Genomic DNA, 17,785 nt, shown 5'->3' with positions numbered 1-17,785 from the left:
TTAGCTTCCCGGTTGCGGTTCCGGGGAAAGGTCCCCGCCGCCGTCACCAGGGTTATCCTTGCGGGCACCGCCGGTGCTTGGCACCGTGGAGCGACGTCCGCCACCTGCATCCTTGCCGCCACCGGAAGAATGGCCCGGACGGTTAATTTCCTCGCCACGCAGCAGCGCGTCGATTTCCTTGCCCGACAGGGTTTCATATTCCAGAAGACCTTTGGCAAGCTTGTGCAGGTCATCAAGATGTTCGGTCAGAACGCGCTTGGCGAATTCATAAGCCTCGTCAGAGTAACGACGGACTTCCTCGTCAATCAGCTGTGCTGTTTTTTCCGAAACGTTTTTGTGCTGGGCAACGCTGTGACCAAGGAACACTTCTTCCTGGTTATCAACGTATTTGACATTCCCGAGCTTGTCGGAGAAGCCCCACTCGGTCACCATCTTGCGCGCATATTGCGTCACCATGTTGATGTCCGAAGATGCCCCCGTGGTGACCTTGTCCTTGCCAAAGATGATTTCCTCGGCAACGCGGCCACCCATGGCAACCGCAAGGTCGGAAATCAGCTGTTCATAGGATTTGGACACCTGATCACGTTCCGGCAGACGCATCACCATGCCCAGTGCGCGACCGCGCGGGATGATGGTGGCCTTGTGGATCGGATCAGACGCAGGCGTATGGAGCGCGACCAGTGCGTGGCCACCTTCGTGATAGGCGGTCAGCTTTTTCTCGTCATCGGTCATGATCATGGAGCGGCGTTCAGCGCCCATCATGACCTTGTCCTTGGCGTTTTCGAAATCAGCCATGGTGACAACACGCTTGCCAAGACGGGCCGCAAGCAGAGCTGCCTCGTTGACAAGGTTTGCCAGATCCGCACCCGAGAAGCCCGGGGTACCACGTGCAACCGTGCGCAGATCGACATCCGGACCCAGCGGAACTTTACGCGCATGAACACCAAGAATGCGTTCACGGCCTTCCAGATCCGGGTTCGGCACGACGACCTGACGGTCGAAACGACCCGGACGCAGCAATGCCGGGTCCAGAACGTCCGGACGGTTGGTTGCAGCCACAAGGATCACACCTTCGTTGGCTTCGAAACCATCCATCTCGACGAGGAGCTGGTTCAAGGTCTGTTCGCGTTCATCGTTACCGCCGCCAAGACCGGCACCACGATGGCGGCCCACGGCGTCGATTTCATCGATGAAGATGATGCAAGGTGCGTTTTTCTTGCCCTGTTCGAACATGTCACGTACACGCGATGCACCGACACCAACGAACATTTCAACGAAGTCAGAACCCGAGATGGTGAAGAACGGAACGTTTGCTTCGCCGGCAATCGCACGTGCCAGCAGCGTTTTACCGGTACCCGGAGGACCGACAAGCAGCATGCCTTTGGGGATTTTACCGCCAAGGCGCTGGAACTTCTGCGGATCGCGCAGGAAGTCGACGACCTCTTCAAGCTCGCTTTTGGCTTCTTCAATACCGGCGACATCTTCGAAGGTCACGCGACCGGATTTCTCGGTCAGCATCTTGGCCTTGGACTTGCCAAAGCCCATGGCCTTACCGCCGCCGCCCTGCATCTGGCGCATGAAGAAGATCCAGACACCGATGATCAGAAGCATCGGGAACCAGCTGATCAAAGCGCTCATCAAAGGAGACAGGCTTTCTTCAGGCTGTGCGATGATGCGCACGCCCTTGTCGTTCAGCTTTTCAACGAGGTTCGGATAATCCGGGGTGTAAACATTAACAGAGCGACCGTCGCGCGTTTCTGCAGTCAGGTTGTTGCCCTGGATGGTGACTTCGGAAATCTGACCTGAATCCACTTCGGCCAGGAAGTCCGAAAATGCCAGCGACGACTGACCGGACCGTCCGGAGGGCGACTGAAACAGGTTAAACAGCGCCACCAAAAGGATGGCGATAATAACCCACAGTGCGAGATTTTTTCCCATATTCATTCCAAGCTACTGGTCGCAATTTGTGTGTGCCGTGACGCAAAACTTCCTGCGCAGGGTCTGACAATCAAATAGTCATAAGCCCCGCTTACGCAAGTAGGTTGTCGGGTTTCGCTGACGATTTGAAACCACTTTCCCACAAAGGTACTTGCGGCGCAAACTGCCAACTGCCACCAGACGCGATCAGGCCCCTGCCCAGAGGCCGTCCGCAACCGGCGGCGGATAGTACGTCGGAAAGCTCCGAAACCTCAAGCCCGCCAACAGATAACAAGCCTTCTTTATCGTAGAGTGCAGGCACGGATGCAAGGGCCGCGCGCGGTAAATTACCAATAAATGGTGCAATTTCGCCCAGTGCGGCGCGAAAAGACTTCGTGTGAAACACATCACAAAGGCCAAGCGGGACGATCCAACGTCCAATTTGCCCCGACAGATCAACGTCGTCTACCTGCCATTCAAAGCGATTATCAAACCGCACAACCAAAGATCGTGTGGGTGATTCGGCATCCAACGCAATCGGATCCTGCGCCATTCGACCAAATTCTCGATAAACGCAAATTCCACCTTTCCGACCGTGCAAGACGCAGCCGCCCAGACTGATGCGGGCTGTTTTATCCGCATCAAGGCGATCAAGCGCACCGCGCAGTTTATCAAGTGCAGGCATATATCCTGCGCCCCCAACCGTACGCACCACCTGCCCCAGCGCATGGATCGCAGCGTTGCGATCTGTTTTCGGATCCAGCAGCGCATCCGGATTAAGGATCGCAACCCCGTTCGCATGCAGGGTTACTGCCCCGGCCAGCAATCGGCCAATGCCCGTTTCAAGGGCGCGGCGCGCCGATGCGTCGCCGGTTATATCGGGCGGGCATGATGCCCCCGCCTCAAACGCCTTGCGCACGCGCACGCGCTCGAACTTTTCGTCGATGTTGGAAGGATCTTCGATCCACGCCTGTCCGCGTGCCTTCAGGGTTGCCAACAAGTCGGCCTTGGCAACGGCCAAAAGCGGACGCAGCACCCGGCCATGTCGAAGATAGCGGCGCGCAGACATGCCCGCCTGCCCAATCGGGGTCGTGCCGCGATCGCGGCGCATGGCAACGGTTTCGCGTTGGTCGCCTGCATGATGGGCAACCAATAGATGGAAAATGCCGGTATCACGCATCAGCTCATCAAAAATCTGATAGCGGGCCTGGCGCGCCTTTTCCTGCACGGCGCCGGTTGGCTTTTCGCCCTGCCAGTGTTTGGTGATGTGTTCGATGTTATGGCGGGCAAGTTCGGCTGCGACCCAGCGGGCTTCGTCAGCGGCGGCCTTGCGCAGACCATGGTCAACCGTAACGGCGACCACGCGTCCGCCTTGTGCCTGACACCAGTCATGAGCCAAAAGGGCCAGTGCCATGCTGTCGGCCCCGCCCGAGACACCAACAAGGATTTCAGGGGCGGTTTCAAACGGGGCGAACGTCATCATCAGTCTATCAAAGGCAACGGCGTCCAGTGGAGATCCACCGGACGCCGTATTTTGATTTTCTGATGTCGTAAGGTTGCCGATCATCGGTCTGGCATACGCAGGGTTTACTGCGGACATCCACGGTTCTGGCGTTCCTGACGGGCGCGATCCAGAACGACGTTCGAGGCGTTCGGGAAATTGTCGATCAGGTGACCAAAGGCCGTGCAGGCATCTTCGTTCTTGCCAAGATTGGCCAGCGACATGCCAAGCTTCAGAAGGTTGTCTGGTGCCTTGGTGCTGTCGGGGTACGTCTGGAAACCTTCGGTAAAGGCGATGGCAGCATTTTCATACTGGCCGCGCACATAATAGGTTTCACCCAACCAATATTGCGCATTGCCCGCCAGCGGATCGTTGGGATGGTTGCTGACGAAATTGCCCAGCGCCTGTTCGGCGGCCTGGAAATCCTGTTTGCGCAGAAGACCAAAGGCCTCGCGATACTGTTCTTCAGGCGTGCCGGTGGTTGCCGCAGCACTCTGGGTTGGTGCGGATGCGTTGGATGCGGCAGCCCCGCTTGGAATTTGCGGCGGCTGGCCTTCGCTTTCAATCACGCCAAACAGCTGGGTACCGCGTTCATTCAGGGGCTCACCCGAACCGGCAGCCCCCGGTGCGCTGTTGGCGGCAGAGTTATTGGCACCTTGTACAGCCGTGCCCCCAGCAAGCGGTGCATTTGCCCCACCGGCACTTGTGCCGCTGGTCGCAACGCCGCCGCTTTCAAGCTGGTTGAGGCGGAAATCAATATCGGCCACCAGACGTTCCAGACGGTCTTCCATCTTGCGAATGCGGTAGTCGAATTCTTCAAGTTGACCGGTCAGTTGGGTGGTCGTGCGTTCCAGTGCGCTGATCTGGACCTGTTGGCGTGCGGCAGCCGGGGTCGCAGCCCCGCCGCCATCACCAGACGAGACAGCGGCCTGTGCGGCGTCACCGGTGCCTTCGCGATAGACATAACGCTGCAAAAGATCGAGGTCCTTGCGCAATTGTTCTACCTGACGCGACATGTTGGCGTCTTGCGCGTGAACCGGTTGGGACCCGAGTGATGTCATGCCAAACACAGCTCCGACGGCAAGGGCCATCAGGACGTTGCGGTTCTTTGGCGAAATGGCGGATCGAACGCGGATCATTTTCGGGTCCTTTTTCGTCAATTCAGTCTTTGAAGGTTCACTATGGAAATACCTGTCGTGACTTTCAAACATTTTCAGGCGGCAAAAATAAGGCGCCTGCCCCAAACGGGACAGGCGCCTTGATCTTCAAGTCAGGCTTTCACCTGCACGCGCTTAACGGATAACCGATACAGAGCGGCGGTTTTTAGCCCAGCTTTCTTCGTCATGGCCAAGAGCAACCGGGCGCTCTTTACCATAAGAAATGGTCTCGATGCGCGACGGGTCGATGCCCAGAGCGATCAGGTAATCTTTGACCGAGTTCGCGCGGCGTTCGCCGAGTGCAAGGTTGTATTCACGGGTGCCGCGCTCGTCGGCATGACCTTCAACAACAACTTTGTACTGCGGATATTTCTTCAGCCAAGCAGCCTGCAGTTCGAGGGTGCGACGTGCTTCACCGGCAAGATCGTATTTGTCGAAACCAAAGAAGACGCGGTCACCAACGTTGACAGCGAACCACTCAGGGCTGCTTTCAGCCAAAGAAGTCGAAGTCGAGGCGCTGGAAGAAGTGCTTGCACCGTCGCCACCAGTGGTTGCCGTGCTATCAGGTGCAGTTTCACAAGCAGCCAGAAGAGCGGCAGCAGCAAAAACGCTCAGAATACGAAGTTTCATTTAAGTTTTCCCCTTAACACCGGACGCATTCGCCCGAGGTTGGTGTTTTCCATGTCTCGCGACACCGAAAATGCCCGCGATTAAAGCGAATCGCATTCAGTGCTTCGCGATGACTATACTCTTGAGATATCAGGGAATCAAGGGCGACCATGCAGGATCCGACCCATCCGCCGGTGTAACGATCTCTCGCTCGTTATAACCGGTAAGATCAATCGAATACAAACGATAGCGATCCTTGGTCCCGTCCCTGGACGGGTGCTGGCGGTAGTACATCAAAACTCGACCGTTCGGTGCCCATGTTGGTCCCTCAACGAGGTAACCCTCGGCCAGCAGCCTTTCTCCACTGCCGTCTGGCCGCATGACGCCGATATAATAACGACCTCCTTCGGATTTGGTGAATGCGATCAGGTCTCCGCGCGGCGACCAGACCGGGGTGGCATAGCGTCCACCACCGAAGCTGATGCGCTGTACGCCCCCACCATCGGCATTCATCACATAAAGTTGTTGTGCCCCACTGCGGTCGGAGTTGAACGCAATGCGAGACCCGTCCGGAGAATAGGAAGGCGAGGTATCCACGGCCGGATGGCGCGTCAGTTGACGCTTTTCACGCGTGCGCAGGTCCAGTCCATAAATTTCACTGTTCCCGTCAAGCGCTTGTGACATCACAACCGAGTTCCCGTCTGGCGCGAATCGGGGCGCAAAGGTCATCCCCGGAAAATCACCCAGCAATTCCAACTCGCCGGTATCAATATCCAAAACATAAACGCGCGGCTTGTCGTTAAAGTACGACATATAAACCACTTCCTGTGCCGTCGGCGAGAAGCGCGGGTTCAGCACGAGGAACCGTCCATCGGAAAGGAACCGGTGGTTTGCACCGTCCTGATCCATGATGGCCAGTCGTTTGGTCCGGTTATCGGCCGGACCGGATTCCGAGACGTAGACAACGCGCGTATCGAAATAGCCGGTTTCACCGGTGATACGTTTGTAAATCTCGTCCGCAATCTTGTGAGCAATCCGACGCCAGTTGTTTGGCTGCGTACGATACGCAACGCCAGACATCTGGGTTTCTGCCAAAACATCCCACAGGCGGAATTCGACACGCAGAAGACCATTTGGCTCGGTCACAACACGACCGTTCACCAGGGCCTGCGCATTGATGGCCCGCCATTCGGCGAAGTTCGGGTTCACCGCCAATGATGCAGCACTCTGAATGAATGCCTTTTCATCAATCGGTGAAAAAAGGCCCGAACGTTCGAGATCTGCGGCAATCACCTGGGTCATGTTCTGACCGATCTCGGTTTCGGCAACGCCTTCGCCCGGGAAGCGGGTGACGGCAATTGGCATCGGTTTCAGTTCGCCCCGGGTAATATCAATCCGGAGTTCCGCCTTTGCCGGCGACATGAACCCGACATTCAGGCCAGCGACAACGGCAAGGGCGCACAGTGCCGCAACACTGCCTTTAGCCCAAAATCGTTTTATTGCGTTGGTCTTGATCGTCATCCTGCCTCGCTATTTTCCACGCGTGTTCAAGAACTTGGTCGTTAAAGGCCCAGCATTTCACGCATGTCAAAATTGAACGTGAATGTGCGCCACATTTCGTATTTATCCAGCGGCAGTTTTAGAGGACTGCATTGCGGATTTAGCACTGCTCGAAGCGCACTTTCTGCAATCGTACGGCGGGAAGTGTCGCCCTGGATTTCGTTCAGATTGCTAATCCGCGCCAAACGGACGGTTCCGTCCGGGTTTGCGCTGACATGAATTTCAACCGCAAAGTTGCCCGCTTCCTTGGCCCCGGCCGGGGGGCTCCAGCATTTTTCGATCTGACGTTTTACGGCATCAAGCTCGCTCATGGTCAGGTTGGCATCAAGCCTGGTCGCGACAACCTCGCTGGCATTTTCTTCCGGCGTTTCGTCTGGCTGCTGCTCTGGCGTGGCTTCTGCCGTTTCCTTGAGCTTGCTGACATCCTTAAGAACGCTCATGAGATCGCGTTTCTTCGGCTCTTCCTTTTTCGGCTCCGGCTTTTTGACCGGTTCCGGTTTCGGCGGCGTCGGCTTGGATTCCGGCTTTACAGCGGCAAGCTCAGTCGGCTCCGGTTTTGGCTCCGGCTCTTTTTTAACGTCTGGCGTCGGAACCGGTTCCGGCTTTGGTGTCGGTTTTGGCTCAGGCTTCGGCTCTGGCTTGGGCTCCGGTTTTGGTTCGGGCTTCGGCTCAGGCTTGGGTTCCGGCTTTGGTTCCGGCTTTGGTTCCGGTTTTGGCTCTGGCTTGGGTTCCGGCTTCGGGGTCGGCTTTGGTTTCGGTTCCTCTTTGGGTTCCGGTTTTGGCAAAGCCTTGGTCGGGGCCGCGGAAAATTCGTCCACTGTCACGACTTCAACCGAAATGGACTGCAATTCCAACGGTGTTTCATCAAACAGATCGGGCAGCCCAAGCCACGCCACCAGAAACAGGACAGCGTGCAGACCAAGCGATATGAGAGCGTAACGCAGCATGATTCGTTTACGAACCCTTTGCCGGCAATTCGGCGATCAGGGCGACTTTGGTGAAACCGGCATCCTTGATCAGGCCCATGACTTCCATCACACGGCCATAATCAATCGTCTTGTCACCGCGGACAAAGATGCGGGTATCGGCCTTGTTGTCGGTAATGGCGGCGAGCTTTTCGGTCAGGGTGTCCTGCGCGATTTCGCTATCCATGATGTAGATCGTGCCCTCGGCAGAAACCGACACCACCAGCGGCTCATCCTGGCCGGTCATCGGTGCGGCACTGGTTTCCGGCAGATCAACCTCGACCCCGACAGTCATCAGCGGCGCTGCGACCATGAAGATCACCAGCAACACCAGCATGACGTCGACCATCGGGGTGACGTTGATGTCACTCATCGCTGCCCGCCGGTTACTCCGGCGACCGCGACGGCGTCCTCCGCCTGATTTGGCAAGCTGTGCGCCCATAATCAGTCTCTCGTGTCGTCAAGTTGGCGCGAAAGGATCGAGGAGAACTCGTCCACGAAAGCTTCGAGGCGGTTGCTGTAACGGTTCAGGTCGCTGGAAATCTTGTTATAGGCAACCACAGCCGGGATCGCAGCAACAAGGCCCATGGCCGTTGCAAAAAGGGCCTCGGCAATACCCGGTGCGACAACCGCCAATGACGTATTCTTGGATGCCGCGATCGACTGGAACGAAACCATGATGCCCCAGACCGTGCCGAACAGACCAACAAACGGTGCGGTCGAACCAACGGATGCCAGGAAGGTCATATAGCGTTCAACCCGGTCCATTTCACGACCAAGGGTAATTTCCATGGATTTTTCAAGGCGCTGCTGAAGGCGGGCACGCATGGTGTCGCCATGGACACCCTTTGCGTTCGAACGACGCCATTCACGCATGGCCGAAACAAAGATGGCTGACATCGGATCGCGCGGCTTGTCGGCGATGCGATCATACAGATCTTCAAGTGACCCACCCGACCAGAAGGCTTCTTCGAAGGTGTTTGCCTGGGCGCGTAATTTGCGCAGTCGCAGGATTTTCTCGAAGACAATCGCCCAAACCCAGACAGAAGCCAGCAAAAGACCGATCATCACTGTTTTGACGACCAACCCAGCCTGCATGAAAAGTCCCCACAGAGACATATCATGTGCCATGACCGACTGCCCCAGCGTTACCGCGTCGACCACTTGATTTTCCATATTCCCGTCAGTCCTTTGTCACATCAAGACAACTATTAAATACTGTTCTTAGTTCGTCGGGCAGACGTTGTGCCCGAAGTTCTTCCAACGACATGCAGGCGAGATAAATCTCGATCACCACCAGTTCGTCGTCGCCCCGCATAATCTTTTGTTCAAAACCAAGCGATGCGCCCCCAACCTTGATCACCCGGCTTTCGACCGTAATACGGTCTTCCAAAAGCGCAGGACGTCGAAAGTCGAGCGTACACTGTCGAACGGCTATGGCAACTTTGTGGCGTTCTGCAATATTTCGATTGGTAAAGCCCAACAGGTTAAGCATCGCTGAACGTGCCCGTTCGGCGAATGCCAAATAGTCGGCGTGATAGACGACGCCACCTGCATCTGTGTTCTCGTAATAGACAATCAGCGGATAGATATGCCGCTTGCCTTCGAAGCGGCCAAGAATGGCATCGTGATCATTTTGGGCCATCAGGATTCTTCCCCCGCCTGCCCGTCAAACAGATCGGAAAGCGGCATCCCGCCCGCCTGGCGTGGCGGGGTCAGACCAAGGTGCTTGAAGCCCTTAACGCCCAGCATGCGGCCGCGCGGGGTACGCTGAATCAGTCCCTGTTGCAGCAGATAAGGCTCGATCACGTCTTCGATGGTATCGCGTTCTTCGGACAGGGCGGCGGCCAACGTATCGACACCGACCGGACCACCGCCATAGTTGCTGGCGATACAATTAAGGTATCGTCTGTCCTGGCTATCAAGACCAAGGTTATCGACTTCAAGACGGGTCAGGGCCGCGTCGGCAATGAATTTGTCGACCGGCGATTTTTCAGCCACGGCGGCAAAGTCACGTACGCGACGCAACAGACGACCGGCGATACGCGGGGTGCCGCGTGAACGCCGGGCGATTTCCATCGCGCCTTCTTCGGTCATGTCGAAATTCAAAAGCCGTGCACCACGGGCAACGATGCTGACCAGTTCTTCGGGCTCATAGAACCGAAGGCGCAGCGGAATACCGAAACGATCCCGCAATGGCGTGGTCAGAAGACCCGAACGCGTGGTGGCACCCACAAGCGTAAAGGGCGGCAAGTCAATTCGCACAGAGCGCGCAGCAGGACCTTCGCCGATGATCAGATCAAGCTGGAAGTCTTCCATCGCCGGATAGAGGATTTCCTCCACCGCCGGGTTCAGACGATGAATTTCATCAATGAACAAAACATCGCGCGGCTGCAGGTTGGTCAGAAGGGCTGCAAGGTCACCGGCCTTGGCAATCACCGGGCCGGATGTCGCGCGAAAGCCGACACCGAGTTCACTGGCAACAATTTGCGAAAGCGTGGTTTTGCCAAGCCCCGGCGGACCAAAGAACAGGACATGGTCCATGGCTTCTTCGCGCGCACTGGCAGCCTTGATAAAGACATCAAGGTTTTCACGGACTTCTTTCTGGCCGGTAAAATCGTCAAGCCGACGGGGACGCAGCGATCCATCCTGATGATCTTCTTCGCGGCGCTCACCACTGAGCAGACGGTCTTCTTCTTCGCTCACGCGCTAAGCTCCTTTAGTCCCAGACGGATCAGGGTATCGATCGACTTGTCTTCGCCCGCCTGTTGGGCGGCCTTGCCCACCGCACCAAATGCCTCGGACCGGCCATAGCCAAGATTGACCAGTGCCGAAACCGCGTCCGCCAAAACGACGCTATCATCTACAACCGGTTCGGTTGGCGCTGTGTCGATGCTCACATCTGTGGTGGCCTTGGCTGATTTCTTGGATTTTGCGGCTGGTTTTGCGTCTTCAACGACCGGGGCCGTCGGGGCCGCAACCGGGCCAAGGTTCAGTTTTGCGGCCTTGTCTTTCAGTTCGCCAACAATACGGGTTGCGACCTTGGGGCCGATTCCCGGTGCGCGGCAAAGGGCCGTGGTATCCTGGGCGGCCAGTGCGCGCAAAAGATCGGTGGGCGTCAGAACCGACAACAGTGCGAGTGCAACCTTGGCACCAACACCCTGAACGGTGGTGAGCAAGGCAAACCACTGCTTTTCGGCGTTATCGGCAAAGCCATAGAGATGAATGTGATCTTCGCGAACGTGGGTTTCGATCATCAAGCCGGCATCGCCGCCCTTGGGCGGCAGCATCGAAAGCGTGCGGCGGGATGCAAAAACCAGATAGCCCACGCCGTTGACATCGATAATGACGCTATCTTCGCCGATGAAATCCACAATTCCGCGCAGTTTGGCGATCACCTGTATTTTCTCCCGTTTCGTGTTGGGTGCGCCGCCATCGAATTGGCAAGCGACCGGTTCCCGGCATGTTGCGCGTGGCATATGGCAACCGCAAGGGCGTCTGCGGCGTCCGGCCCGGCAATGTCACATCCCGGCAGAAGGGTTGAAACCATCATTTCGACCTGCTGTTTGGCAGCATGACCGGCACCAACCACAGTCTTTTTGACGGCATTGGGTGTATATTCCGTTACCGGAATGCCACTGCGCGCAGGTGCAAGCAATGCAACACCACGCGCCTGCCCCAGTTTCAGGGTCGAAACCGGGTTTTTATTGACGAACGTTTCTTCAACCGCGGCCTCGTCAGGTGTCCAGATCCGGATCACTTCGATCAGGCCGGTGTGCAGTTGATCAAGGCGTTCGGCAAGGGTCAATGACTGGGTGGAAGTCACCACGCCATTGGCGACATGGCGCATACGATTGTTATCGAGGTCAATGACGCCCCAACCGGTTCGTTGCAGACCGGGATCAATCCCGAGCACTCTGACCACTACATCCCCCAAAAAAGCGGGTTCCAGATACAAAACACCCGCCATTCAAAAGCGAAAGGCGGGTGTTGGCAAATATTAATTAGTTATCGAGACCAGCGACGATTTCGTCGGTCCAGTTAACGTTGGTCCAGACATTCTGGACGTCGTCGTTATCTTCAAGCACATCGACCAGTTTCATGATGCTTTGCGCCTGTTCGACCGAAATGTCTGCTTCGGTGGTGGCCCGGAAGACCAGCTTTGCGCTTTCCGGATCGCCGAATTTCTCGATCAGGGCTTCGCGCACAGCGTTGAGGTCTTCGATCTCGGTGTCGATGACGTGGCTCTGATCATCGGACTCCGCATTCGCAGCACCGGCTTCAAGGGCTGCTTCGAAGATTTCGTCAGCATCGGCCTTGGCGATCGGATAGACGATTTCGCCCACACGGTTGAACATGAAGCCGACCGAACCGGTTTCACCAAGGTTGCCGCCATGCTTGGTAAAGGCAGCACGCACTTCGGATGCGGTACGGTTACGGTTGTCGGTCAGTGCTTCGACGATGACGGCAACGCCAGCGGTGCCATAACCCTCGTAGCGGACTTCTTCGTAGTTATCACCCTCGCCTGCACCGGTCGCCTTTTTGATGGCACGATCGATATTGTCCTTGGGCATGTTCTGGGCACGAGCCGCAGAAATCGCCGCACGCAGACGCGGGTTGCTATCGATATCTTCGCTGATTTTCGCGGCAACAGTGATTTCACGCGCGAGTTTGGTGAAGATCTTGGCGCGCTTTTTATCCTGCGCACCTTTGCGGTGCATGATGTTCTTAAATTGGGAATGGCCGGCCATAACCTGTAACCTGTCGTCAATGAATTCGAAGTGGAACGGTATCGGGTGATACCACGCCGGTCATACGGGCGTTCCCTGACAGACCAGCCCGTCCGGGCATGTGCAGGATGACACATTCATATCTGCGACATACGCGAACGAAAATTTCGACCGCTCCTATATCCTGTTTACCCAGCAAGGTCCAGCCATGCTTGGCGAGATCGCCAAATATCGGGCGTAAGGATCAGGTTTTTGGAGATTAATGCACGGAAATCATGATCAACCTATCCGGGGATAGTCGTGCACTATACGCGGATAGATGTTGCAGACGTCTTGATATTCTTTCATTAATGTTCTCTGGTGTAGATATTAAACTAAAGCAGAATACTCTCTAGGGCCAAGCTGTCGCCTAACGCAGGACTGCATATGATCCTGCGGTGCCAGAAACAACCGGAATGGACAAAGAAGCCATACGGAAACAGCCAGGAAAAAAGGTTAGATAGAATGGGAACTAAATTCGGGGTCCAAAGCAAACTTTTGATATCGTTTGCTGTGGTCGGATTGATGGCAGTGATTTCTGCCATTGTCGGTGCTATTTCCTTCAATCAGTTCGGTAGTGCGCTTAATACCATTACCGAAGAAAAGCTTCCGCCGATTGCCGCGGCTCAGTCACTGGCAACCGGAAGTGCAGAAATTGTCGCCATTGCGCCGCGCATCGTGGCCGCCGCCAATCCGGAAGAAGAAACCGCGATTAACGAAGAACTTGCGGTTCGTCTTGAAGAGCTTAATGTCCGCATCGCCGAAATTGAGGCGACCGGCTTTATGCCCGCGGTAATTGCAAGCATCAACGACAATCGCGCCCTGCTTGAGGATAACCTCAAACAGCTGCACGACGTGACCCAGGAACGTTTCCAGATCAGCGACGAAAAAGCCGCGAAACTCGAAGAGTTCCAGAATCTGGCGAAACGGTATGGTGACACCTTAAAGCCGGTGCTGTCCTATACCCAAAACGACATCGCCCAAGGCAGCGAATACGCCGCGTCCTTTGAAGAAGACCCTTCAAAGAAATACAGCGCGGACAAAGAAGAAATCCTTGAGTCCTTCCAGAAGTTCGCATCAGCGATCGAGACGCGTACACCGATCCTTGATATCGAGCGTCTGGGTTCTGCCGCATCAAACATGATCATTTCCAGCACCACGGAAACCCAGGCGGTGCGCCTGTCGATCATTCCGGTGCGTATTCGTGGCACGTACACCGATGCGCTGAGCAAGCTTGATGAGCTTGATAACGATCGCCTCAAGGCATTCTATGTCGATCTGATCGACAAGATGCAGAAGCTGTCGGTTGGTGAAGGCAGCCTGCCTGAACTGCGCAAACGTGAACTTGAGGCCACCGAACAAAGCCAGGCGCTTGTAGTGCAGAGTGGCGAATATGCCAACGCAATGCGTAACAGCGTTGCCGAACTGGTTGCCGGTCTGAATGCAGAAGTCAACGATGCCGCCGCCCAGGCGAAGGTCGTCGAGAAACAGAGCCTGACCGCCCTGTTTGTTGTTGCCGTCGCAGCCATCATTATCTCGCTTGCGATTTATGTGCTGTATGTGCGTGGCAACGTTCTGCGCCGCCTTGGTGGTTTGCAGAAAACCATGGTTCAGCTTGCTGATGGCAACCTTGATGTCGTCGTGCCGTCCAAGGGCAATGACGAAATCAGCGCCATGGGCCGTGCGGTTGATGTCTTTAAGGACAACGCCCTTAAGGTCCAGGCCATGCAGGCCGAGGAAGAACGCCTTAACCATGAACGCAACGAAGCACTTCGTGATGAGTTGCTGGCACTGGCCGACACCCTGCAGAACGAAGTTGAAAGTGCCGTGAACGAAATCGCGGCCCTTGGTGATCAGCTTCAGGGCGTTTCCGGTCAGATGACGTCAAGTGCGGAACTGGTTTCGGGTCAGACCGAAGAAGTTGCAAGCTCTGCACAGGAAGCAACCGGCAACGTTGAAACGGTTGCGGCTGCGACCGAACAGCTGTCGGCATCGAATGCGGAAATCAACCGTCAGATGGCGGAATCGACCCGTATCTCGAACGAAGCATCCAACCGCGCACAGGAAACCAACGAACTGGTGGTCAGCCTGTCACAGTCTGCAGACCGCATTGGCGAGGTGATCGCACTGATCACCGACATTGCCGAGCAGACCAACCTTCTGGCACTTAACGCCACCATCGAGGCGGCACGTGCCGGGGATGCAGGTAAGGGCTTTGCGGTTGTCGCGGCAGAGGTCAAAAACCTTGCCAACCAGACCGAAAAAGCGACCGAGGAAATCTCGGGTCAGATTTCGGGCATTCAGAAAGCCACCGGTGAGTCCGTCAATGCCATCGGCGATATCGGCCGTATCATTGAAAACATCAATGAGATCGCGACCACCATCTCGGCTGCGGTCGAGGAACAGGGTGCCGCCACCGACGAGATCACGCGCAACGTGCGCGGGGCTGCGGATCGCACGCGTTCTGTATCGGCCTCGATCAACGAGGTTGCCAATGAAACCAGCAAGACAGGCGAACTGTCCAGTCAGGTTTTGGCAACCGCACAGGATGCATCGCAGAAGGTCGAAAACCTGCGTTCGCGGATCAACGGCATTCTGGATGATCTGCGCAAACAGGCACATGATCGCGCAGCGTCCTGATCACAGGCAAAACTTGATGACAAAAGGCCCGCCATTGGCGGGCCTTTTTGTTTGACGATCACATTGAAAGCAGCGTCTTTCGATCCGAAATAAAGTGCAGTCGCTGCGAAAAGCCACTTTGCGCAATCCTGAATTTTATACAGCCGTACAGGTTTGGCCGAAAATTCATGATCCCGATGCGATTCCTGTGCTATATCGGACAACAATAATAATAGATCAGGCCCCAAATTTCCCGAGATCCTGTCAGGGTCGGATATCGGGTATTCCCCAAAGTGGCTTGGCTGGGAACAAACGTTCAGACGACGTACATACATGCGTCGGCACCATATGTGGCGACGCTTGTCTCTTTGGTCTACGGGGTAGGTTTAATTATGGGTTTAAGTTTCAAGCGCGGCGCAAAGCCGTCATCGTCAAAAAAGAAGAACTCAACAAAGACGAACAAAGCAGGGCTTGGCGTACGTGAAAAGTTGGCGGGTGCCTTCTTTCTTGTCGGTCTGATTGCAATCTTGGCTGCGGCTGTATCGGTCTTCTCTTTTACCAAATTCGGCAACCAGCTTGACACGATTGCCTACGAGCAACTTCCGCCAATGTTTGCTGCCCAGCAGCTTGCAACAACCAGTGCGAAAATTGTGGCCTCCGCACCACGCATTATCGCGGCATCCACCGTTGAAGAAGAACAGGCGGTCAAGGCGGACCTTGACGTGATGCTTGCAAACTTGCAGGAAAATCTTGCGGTGCTGAGCCAGTCCGGGCTTCCGGAAGAAACGCTGTCGGTGATCGAGACCAATGGCCAAAGCCTTGCTGAGTCGCTTCAGGAACTTCATGACACGACGATTGAACGTTTCGAGGTCGCAGGCCAACTTTCGGATTCTCTTGCGAAGTTCCAGCAACTGACCGGCAAATACAACTCGATGATCCAGCCGATCCTGTCGGCATCCCAAACCAAAATCACCGAAGTCACCAGTCAGGTTCATGATCTGCGTCAGGCCGGCGCTTTCTTGACCGATGAACAGGAAGCCTCAACCAAGGGACTTCTGTTCAAACTTGATGAATTGATGGCAGCCCAAGCCCCTATCCTGCAGCTTGCCAACAGTGGTGCTGAAATCAGCAATACCGTTCTGTCCGCCGCGTCATCAGATGATCGCATGCAGCTTCGCATTATGGGCGTTCAGGTCCGTGGGGCGGTTGGTGTCGTTGCCAATACCATTGGCGAACTTGAGAACGAGAAGCTCAAGAAATTCTATGAAGGCCTGCTTGGTGACATCAAAAAGCTGTCGATGGGCCGCAAAAGCATTTCTTCGCTTCGCAGCGAAGAACTTAAGCTGGCCGACGACCAGATCGACATCGTTGAAGACAGTGCGGAATTTGCCGCCGCGATGGAAGATGGTGTGAACGCGCTTGTCGCCGATCTTCAATCCGGCGTCGACAAATCGGCCGACACTGCAAGCACCCTGACCCAGCAAAGCTCGATGGTGATGTACGGCGTTGGTGCCGCGGCGATCATTATTCCGCTTTTGATCTATCTGGTTTATGTGCGTGGCAACCTGTTGCGTCGCCTTGCCGGTCTTCAGAAATCGATGATTTCGCTGGCCGATGGCGACCTTGATGCGGCCGTTCCATCAGGTGGCAGTGACGAGATTTCTGCCATGGGCCGGGCGGTTGATGTGTTCAAGGCAAACGCGATCAAGGTCCGCGACATGCAGGCCGAGGAAGAGCGCCTGAACCGTGAACGCAACGAGGCACTGCGCGATGAATTACTGTCACTTGCCGATACCCTGCAGGGTGAGGTCGAAAGTGCGGTGACTGAAATCGCCACCCTTGCCGAACAGCTTCAAGGCGTATCAGGTCAGATGACCGACAGTGCCGAACTGGTGTCAGGTCAGAGTGACGAGGTGTCGAAATCGGCCGATGAAGCCACCGGCAATGTCGAAACCGTTGCCTCGGCCACCGAGCAGCTTTCAAGTTCGAACGCGGAAATTAACCGTCAGATGGCGGAAACCACACGTATTTCGAACGAAGCCGCGCAACGCGCGCAACACACCAACGAACTGGTCAACAGCCTGTCGCAATCGGCAAGCCGCATTGGCGAGGTGATCGCGCTGATTACCGACATTGCCGAGCAGACCAACCTTCTGGCCCTGAATGCCACCATCGAGGCTGCACGTGCCGGGGATGCGGGCAAGGGCTTTGCGGTTGTCGCGGCAGAGGTCAAAAACCTTGCCAACCAGACCGAAAAGGCGACCGAGGAAATTTCGGGACAAATTTCCGGCATTCAGAAAGCGACCGGTGAATCTGTTACCGCCATTGGCGAGATCGGCTCGATCATTGATAGTCTCAATGAGATTGCCACGACGATTTCGGCCGCAGTTGAACAGCAAGGGGCAGCAACCGACGAAATCACGCGCAACGTGCGTGGTGCAGCGGACCGAACGCGCGCTGTGTCGGCATCGATTGCCGAGGTTGCCAACGAAACCGGTCGTACCGGCCAACTGTCTGGCGAAGTCCTGAACACGTCGCGTTCGGCATCCGAGAAAGTCAGTGAACTGCGCACGCGCATTACTGTCATCCTTGATGATTTGCGTCAGCAGGCACGTGATCGCGCCGCGTAATTTACAACCAACATCTGAAACGACAAAGGCCCGTCATCTGGCGGGCCTTTTTCTTTGA

At 55.8% G+C, this 17,785-nt stretch carries 15 protein-coding genes; 2 read left to right on the top strand and 13 right to left on the bottom strand.

All coding sequences use genetic code 11. The features are described from left to right. The 13 genes from ftsH to WBY09_RS08345 form a co-directional block, all read right to left on the bottom strand. A complete protein-coding gene (ftsH, locus tag WBY09_RS08405) occupies nt 1-1,944 on the bottom strand; it encodes an ATP-dependent zinc metalloprotease FtsH (RefSeq protein WP_040824154.1) in 1,944 nt (647 codons plus the stop codon). Nucleotides 1,945-2,029: 85 nt separating this feature from the next. Further along, nucleotides 2,030-3,400 carry a tRNA lysidine(34) synthetase TilS gene (tilS, locus tag WBY09_RS08400; RefSeq protein WP_336232487.1) on the bottom strand — a complete coding sequence of 457 codons (1,371 nt, stop codon included), beginning with the start codon at nt 3,398-3,400 and terminating at the stop codon, nt 2,030-2,032. 104 nt (nt 3,401-3,504) lie between these two features. Further along, a complete protein-coding gene (gene ybgF / locus WBY09_RS08395; protein WP_336232486.1) occupies nt 3,505-4,557 on the bottom strand; it encodes a tol-pal system protein YbgF in 1,053 nt (350 codons plus the stop codon). A gap of 153 nt (nt 4,558-4,710) precedes the next feature. After that, complete coding sequence (pal, locus tag WBY09_RS08390; RefSeq protein WP_008891382.1) at nt 4,711-5,205, bottom strand: peptidoglycan-associated lipoprotein Pal; 495 nt, start codon at nt 5,203-5,205, stop codon at nt 4,711-4,713. A gap of 129 nt (nt 5,206-5,334) precedes the next feature. Next, the gene (gene tolB, locus WBY09_RS08385; protein ID WP_008891381.1) at nt 5,335-6,705 is read right to left on the bottom strand and encodes a Tol-Pal system beta propeller repeat protein TolB; all 1,371 of its coding nucleotides are present in this window, start codon (nt 6,703-6,705) and stop codon (nt 5,335-5,337) included. A gap of 41 nt (nt 6,706-6,746) precedes the next feature. Next, on the bottom strand, nt 6,747-7,691 hold the full coding sequence (locus tag WBY09_RS08380; protein WP_064780635.1) for a hypothetical protein: 945 nt from the start codon (nt 7,689-7,691) through the stop codon (nt 6,747-6,749). Nucleotides 7,692-7,698: 7 nt separating this feature from the next. Beyond that, complete coding sequence (gene tolR, locus WBY09_RS08375) at nt 7,699-8,151, bottom strand: protein TolR (protein ID WP_040824151.1); 453 nt, start codon at nt 8,149-8,151, stop codon at nt 7,699-7,701. 2 nt (nt 8,152-8,153) lie between these two features. Further along, entirely contained in the window at nt 8,154-8,885 is a 732-nt protein-coding gene (tolQ, locus tag WBY09_RS08370) for a protein TolQ (protein WP_008891378.1), read from the bottom strand. Nucleotides 8,886-8,892: 7 nt separating this feature from the next. Continuing rightward, nucleotides 8,893-9,354, bottom strand: a complete 462-nt coding sequence (locus WBY09_RS08365; RefSeq protein ID WP_336232485.1) for a YbgC/FadM family acyl-CoA thioesterase — start codon at nt 9,352-9,354, stop codon at nt 8,893-8,895. Continuing rightward, entirely contained in the window at nt 9,354-10,415 is a 1,062-nt protein-coding gene (gene ruvB / locus WBY09_RS08360) for a Holliday junction branch migration DNA helicase RuvB (RefSeq protein WP_008891376.1), read from the bottom strand. Before ruvB ends, WBY09_RS08365 begins: the two co-directional genes overlap by 1 nt. Next, entirely contained in the window at nt 10,412-11,107 is a 696-nt protein-coding gene (gene ruvA / locus WBY09_RS08355; protein WP_336232484.1) for a Holliday junction branch migration protein RuvA, read from the bottom strand. Before ruvA ends, ruvB begins: the two co-directional genes overlap by 4 nt. Continuing rightward, nucleotides 11,104-11,679, bottom strand: coding sequence for a crossover junction endodeoxyribonuclease RuvC (gene ruvC / locus WBY09_RS08350; protein WP_051007649.1), 576 nt, complete (start codon nt 11,677-11,679; stop codon nt 11,104-11,106). The genes ruvA and ruvC overlap by 4 nt, the downstream gene beginning before the upstream one ends. A gap of 34 nt (nt 11,680-11,713) precedes the next feature. After that, entirely contained in the window at nt 11,714-12,460 is a 747-nt protein-coding gene (locus WBY09_RS08345) for a YebC/PmpR family DNA-binding transcriptional regulator (RefSeq protein ID WP_336232483.1), read from the bottom strand. A 405-nt stretch (nt 12,461-12,865) separates the two neighbouring features. Here WBY09_RS08345 and WBY09_RS08340 point away from each other — a divergent pair, with 405 nt between their 5' ends. Together WBY09_RS08340 and WBY09_RS08335 are read left to right on the top strand one after the other, a co-directional pair. Beyond that, nucleotides 12,866-15,118: a HAMP domain-containing methyl-accepting chemotaxis protein gene (locus tag WBY09_RS08340; RefSeq protein WP_443082658.1), complete on the top strand. Its 2,253-nt coding sequence runs from the start codon at nt 12,866-12,868 to the stop codon at nt 15,116-15,118. Between the two features lie 371 nt (nt 15,119-15,489). Continuing rightward, on the top strand, nt 15,490-17,727 hold the full coding sequence (locus tag WBY09_RS08335) for a methyl-accepting chemotaxis protein (protein WP_336232481.1): 2,238 nt from the start codon (nt 15,490-15,492) through the stop codon (nt 17,725-17,727). Nucleotides 17,728-17,785: the final 58 nt, after the last annotated feature.

The organism is Thalassospira sp. CH_XMU1458, assembly GCF_037027205.1.
Lineage (GTDB): Bacteria > Pseudomonadota > Alphaproteobacteria > Rhodospirillales > Thalassospiraceae > Thalassospira > Thalassospira tepidiphila.
The sequence above is the reverse complement of the archived record's forward strand: the minus strand, read 5'-3'. Positions and strand labels throughout refer to the sequence as shown.

What these genes read in the sequence shown, in the direction of transcription:
- ftsH (WP_040824154.1), bottom strand. Translation starts at nt 1,944, where the DNA reads ATGAATATGGGAAAAAATCTCGCACTGTGGGTTATTATCGCCATCCTT.
- tilS (WP_336232487.1), bottom strand. Translation starts at nt 3,400, where the DNA reads ATGATGACGTTCGCCCCGTTTGAAACCGCCCCTGAAATCCTTGTTGGT.
- ybgF (WP_336232486.1), bottom strand. Translation starts at nt 4,557, where the DNA reads ATGATCCGCGTTCGATCCGCCATTTCGCCAAAGAACCGCAACGTCCTG.
- pal (WP_008891382.1), bottom strand. Translation starts at nt 5,205, where the DNA reads ATGAAACTTCGTATTCTGAGCGTTTTTGCTGCTGCCGCTCTTCTGGCT.
- tolB (WP_008891381.1), bottom strand. Translation starts at nt 6,705, where the DNA reads ATGACGATCAAGACCAACGCAATAAAACGATTTTGGGCTAAAGGCAGT.
- WBY09_RS08380 (WP_064780635.1), bottom strand. Translation starts at nt 7,691, where the DNA reads ATGCTGCGTTACGCTCTCATATCGCTTGGTCTGCACGCTGTCCTGTTT.
- tolR (WP_040824151.1), bottom strand. Translation starts at nt 8,151, where the DNA reads ATGGGCGCACAGCTTGCCAAATCAGGCGGAGGACGCCGTCGCGGTCGC.
- tolQ (WP_008891378.1), bottom strand. Translation starts at nt 8,885, where the DNA reads ATGGAAAATCAAGTGGTCGACGCGGTAACGCTGGGGCAGTCGGTCATG.
- WBY09_RS08365 (WP_336232485.1), bottom strand. Translation starts at nt 9,354, where the DNA reads ATGGCCCAAAATGATCACGATGCCATTCTTGGCCGCTTCGAAGGCAAG.
- ruvC (WP_051007649.1), bottom strand. Translation starts at nt 11,679, where the DNA reads ATGGCGGGTGTTTTGTATCTGGAACCCGCTTTTTTGGGGGATGTAGTG.
- WBY09_RS08345 (WP_336232483.1), bottom strand. Translation starts at nt 12,460, where the DNA reads ATGGCCGGCCATTCCCAATTTAAGAACATCATGCACCGCAAAGGTGCG.
- WBY09_RS08340 (WP_443082658.1), top strand. Translation starts at nt 12,866, where the DNA reads ATGATCCTGCGGTGCCAGAAACAACCGGAATGGACAAAGAAGCCATAC.
- WBY09_RS08335 (WP_336232481.1), top strand. Translation starts at nt 15,490, where the DNA reads ATGGGTTTAAGTTTCAAGCGCGGCGCAAAGCCGTCATCGTCAAAAAAG.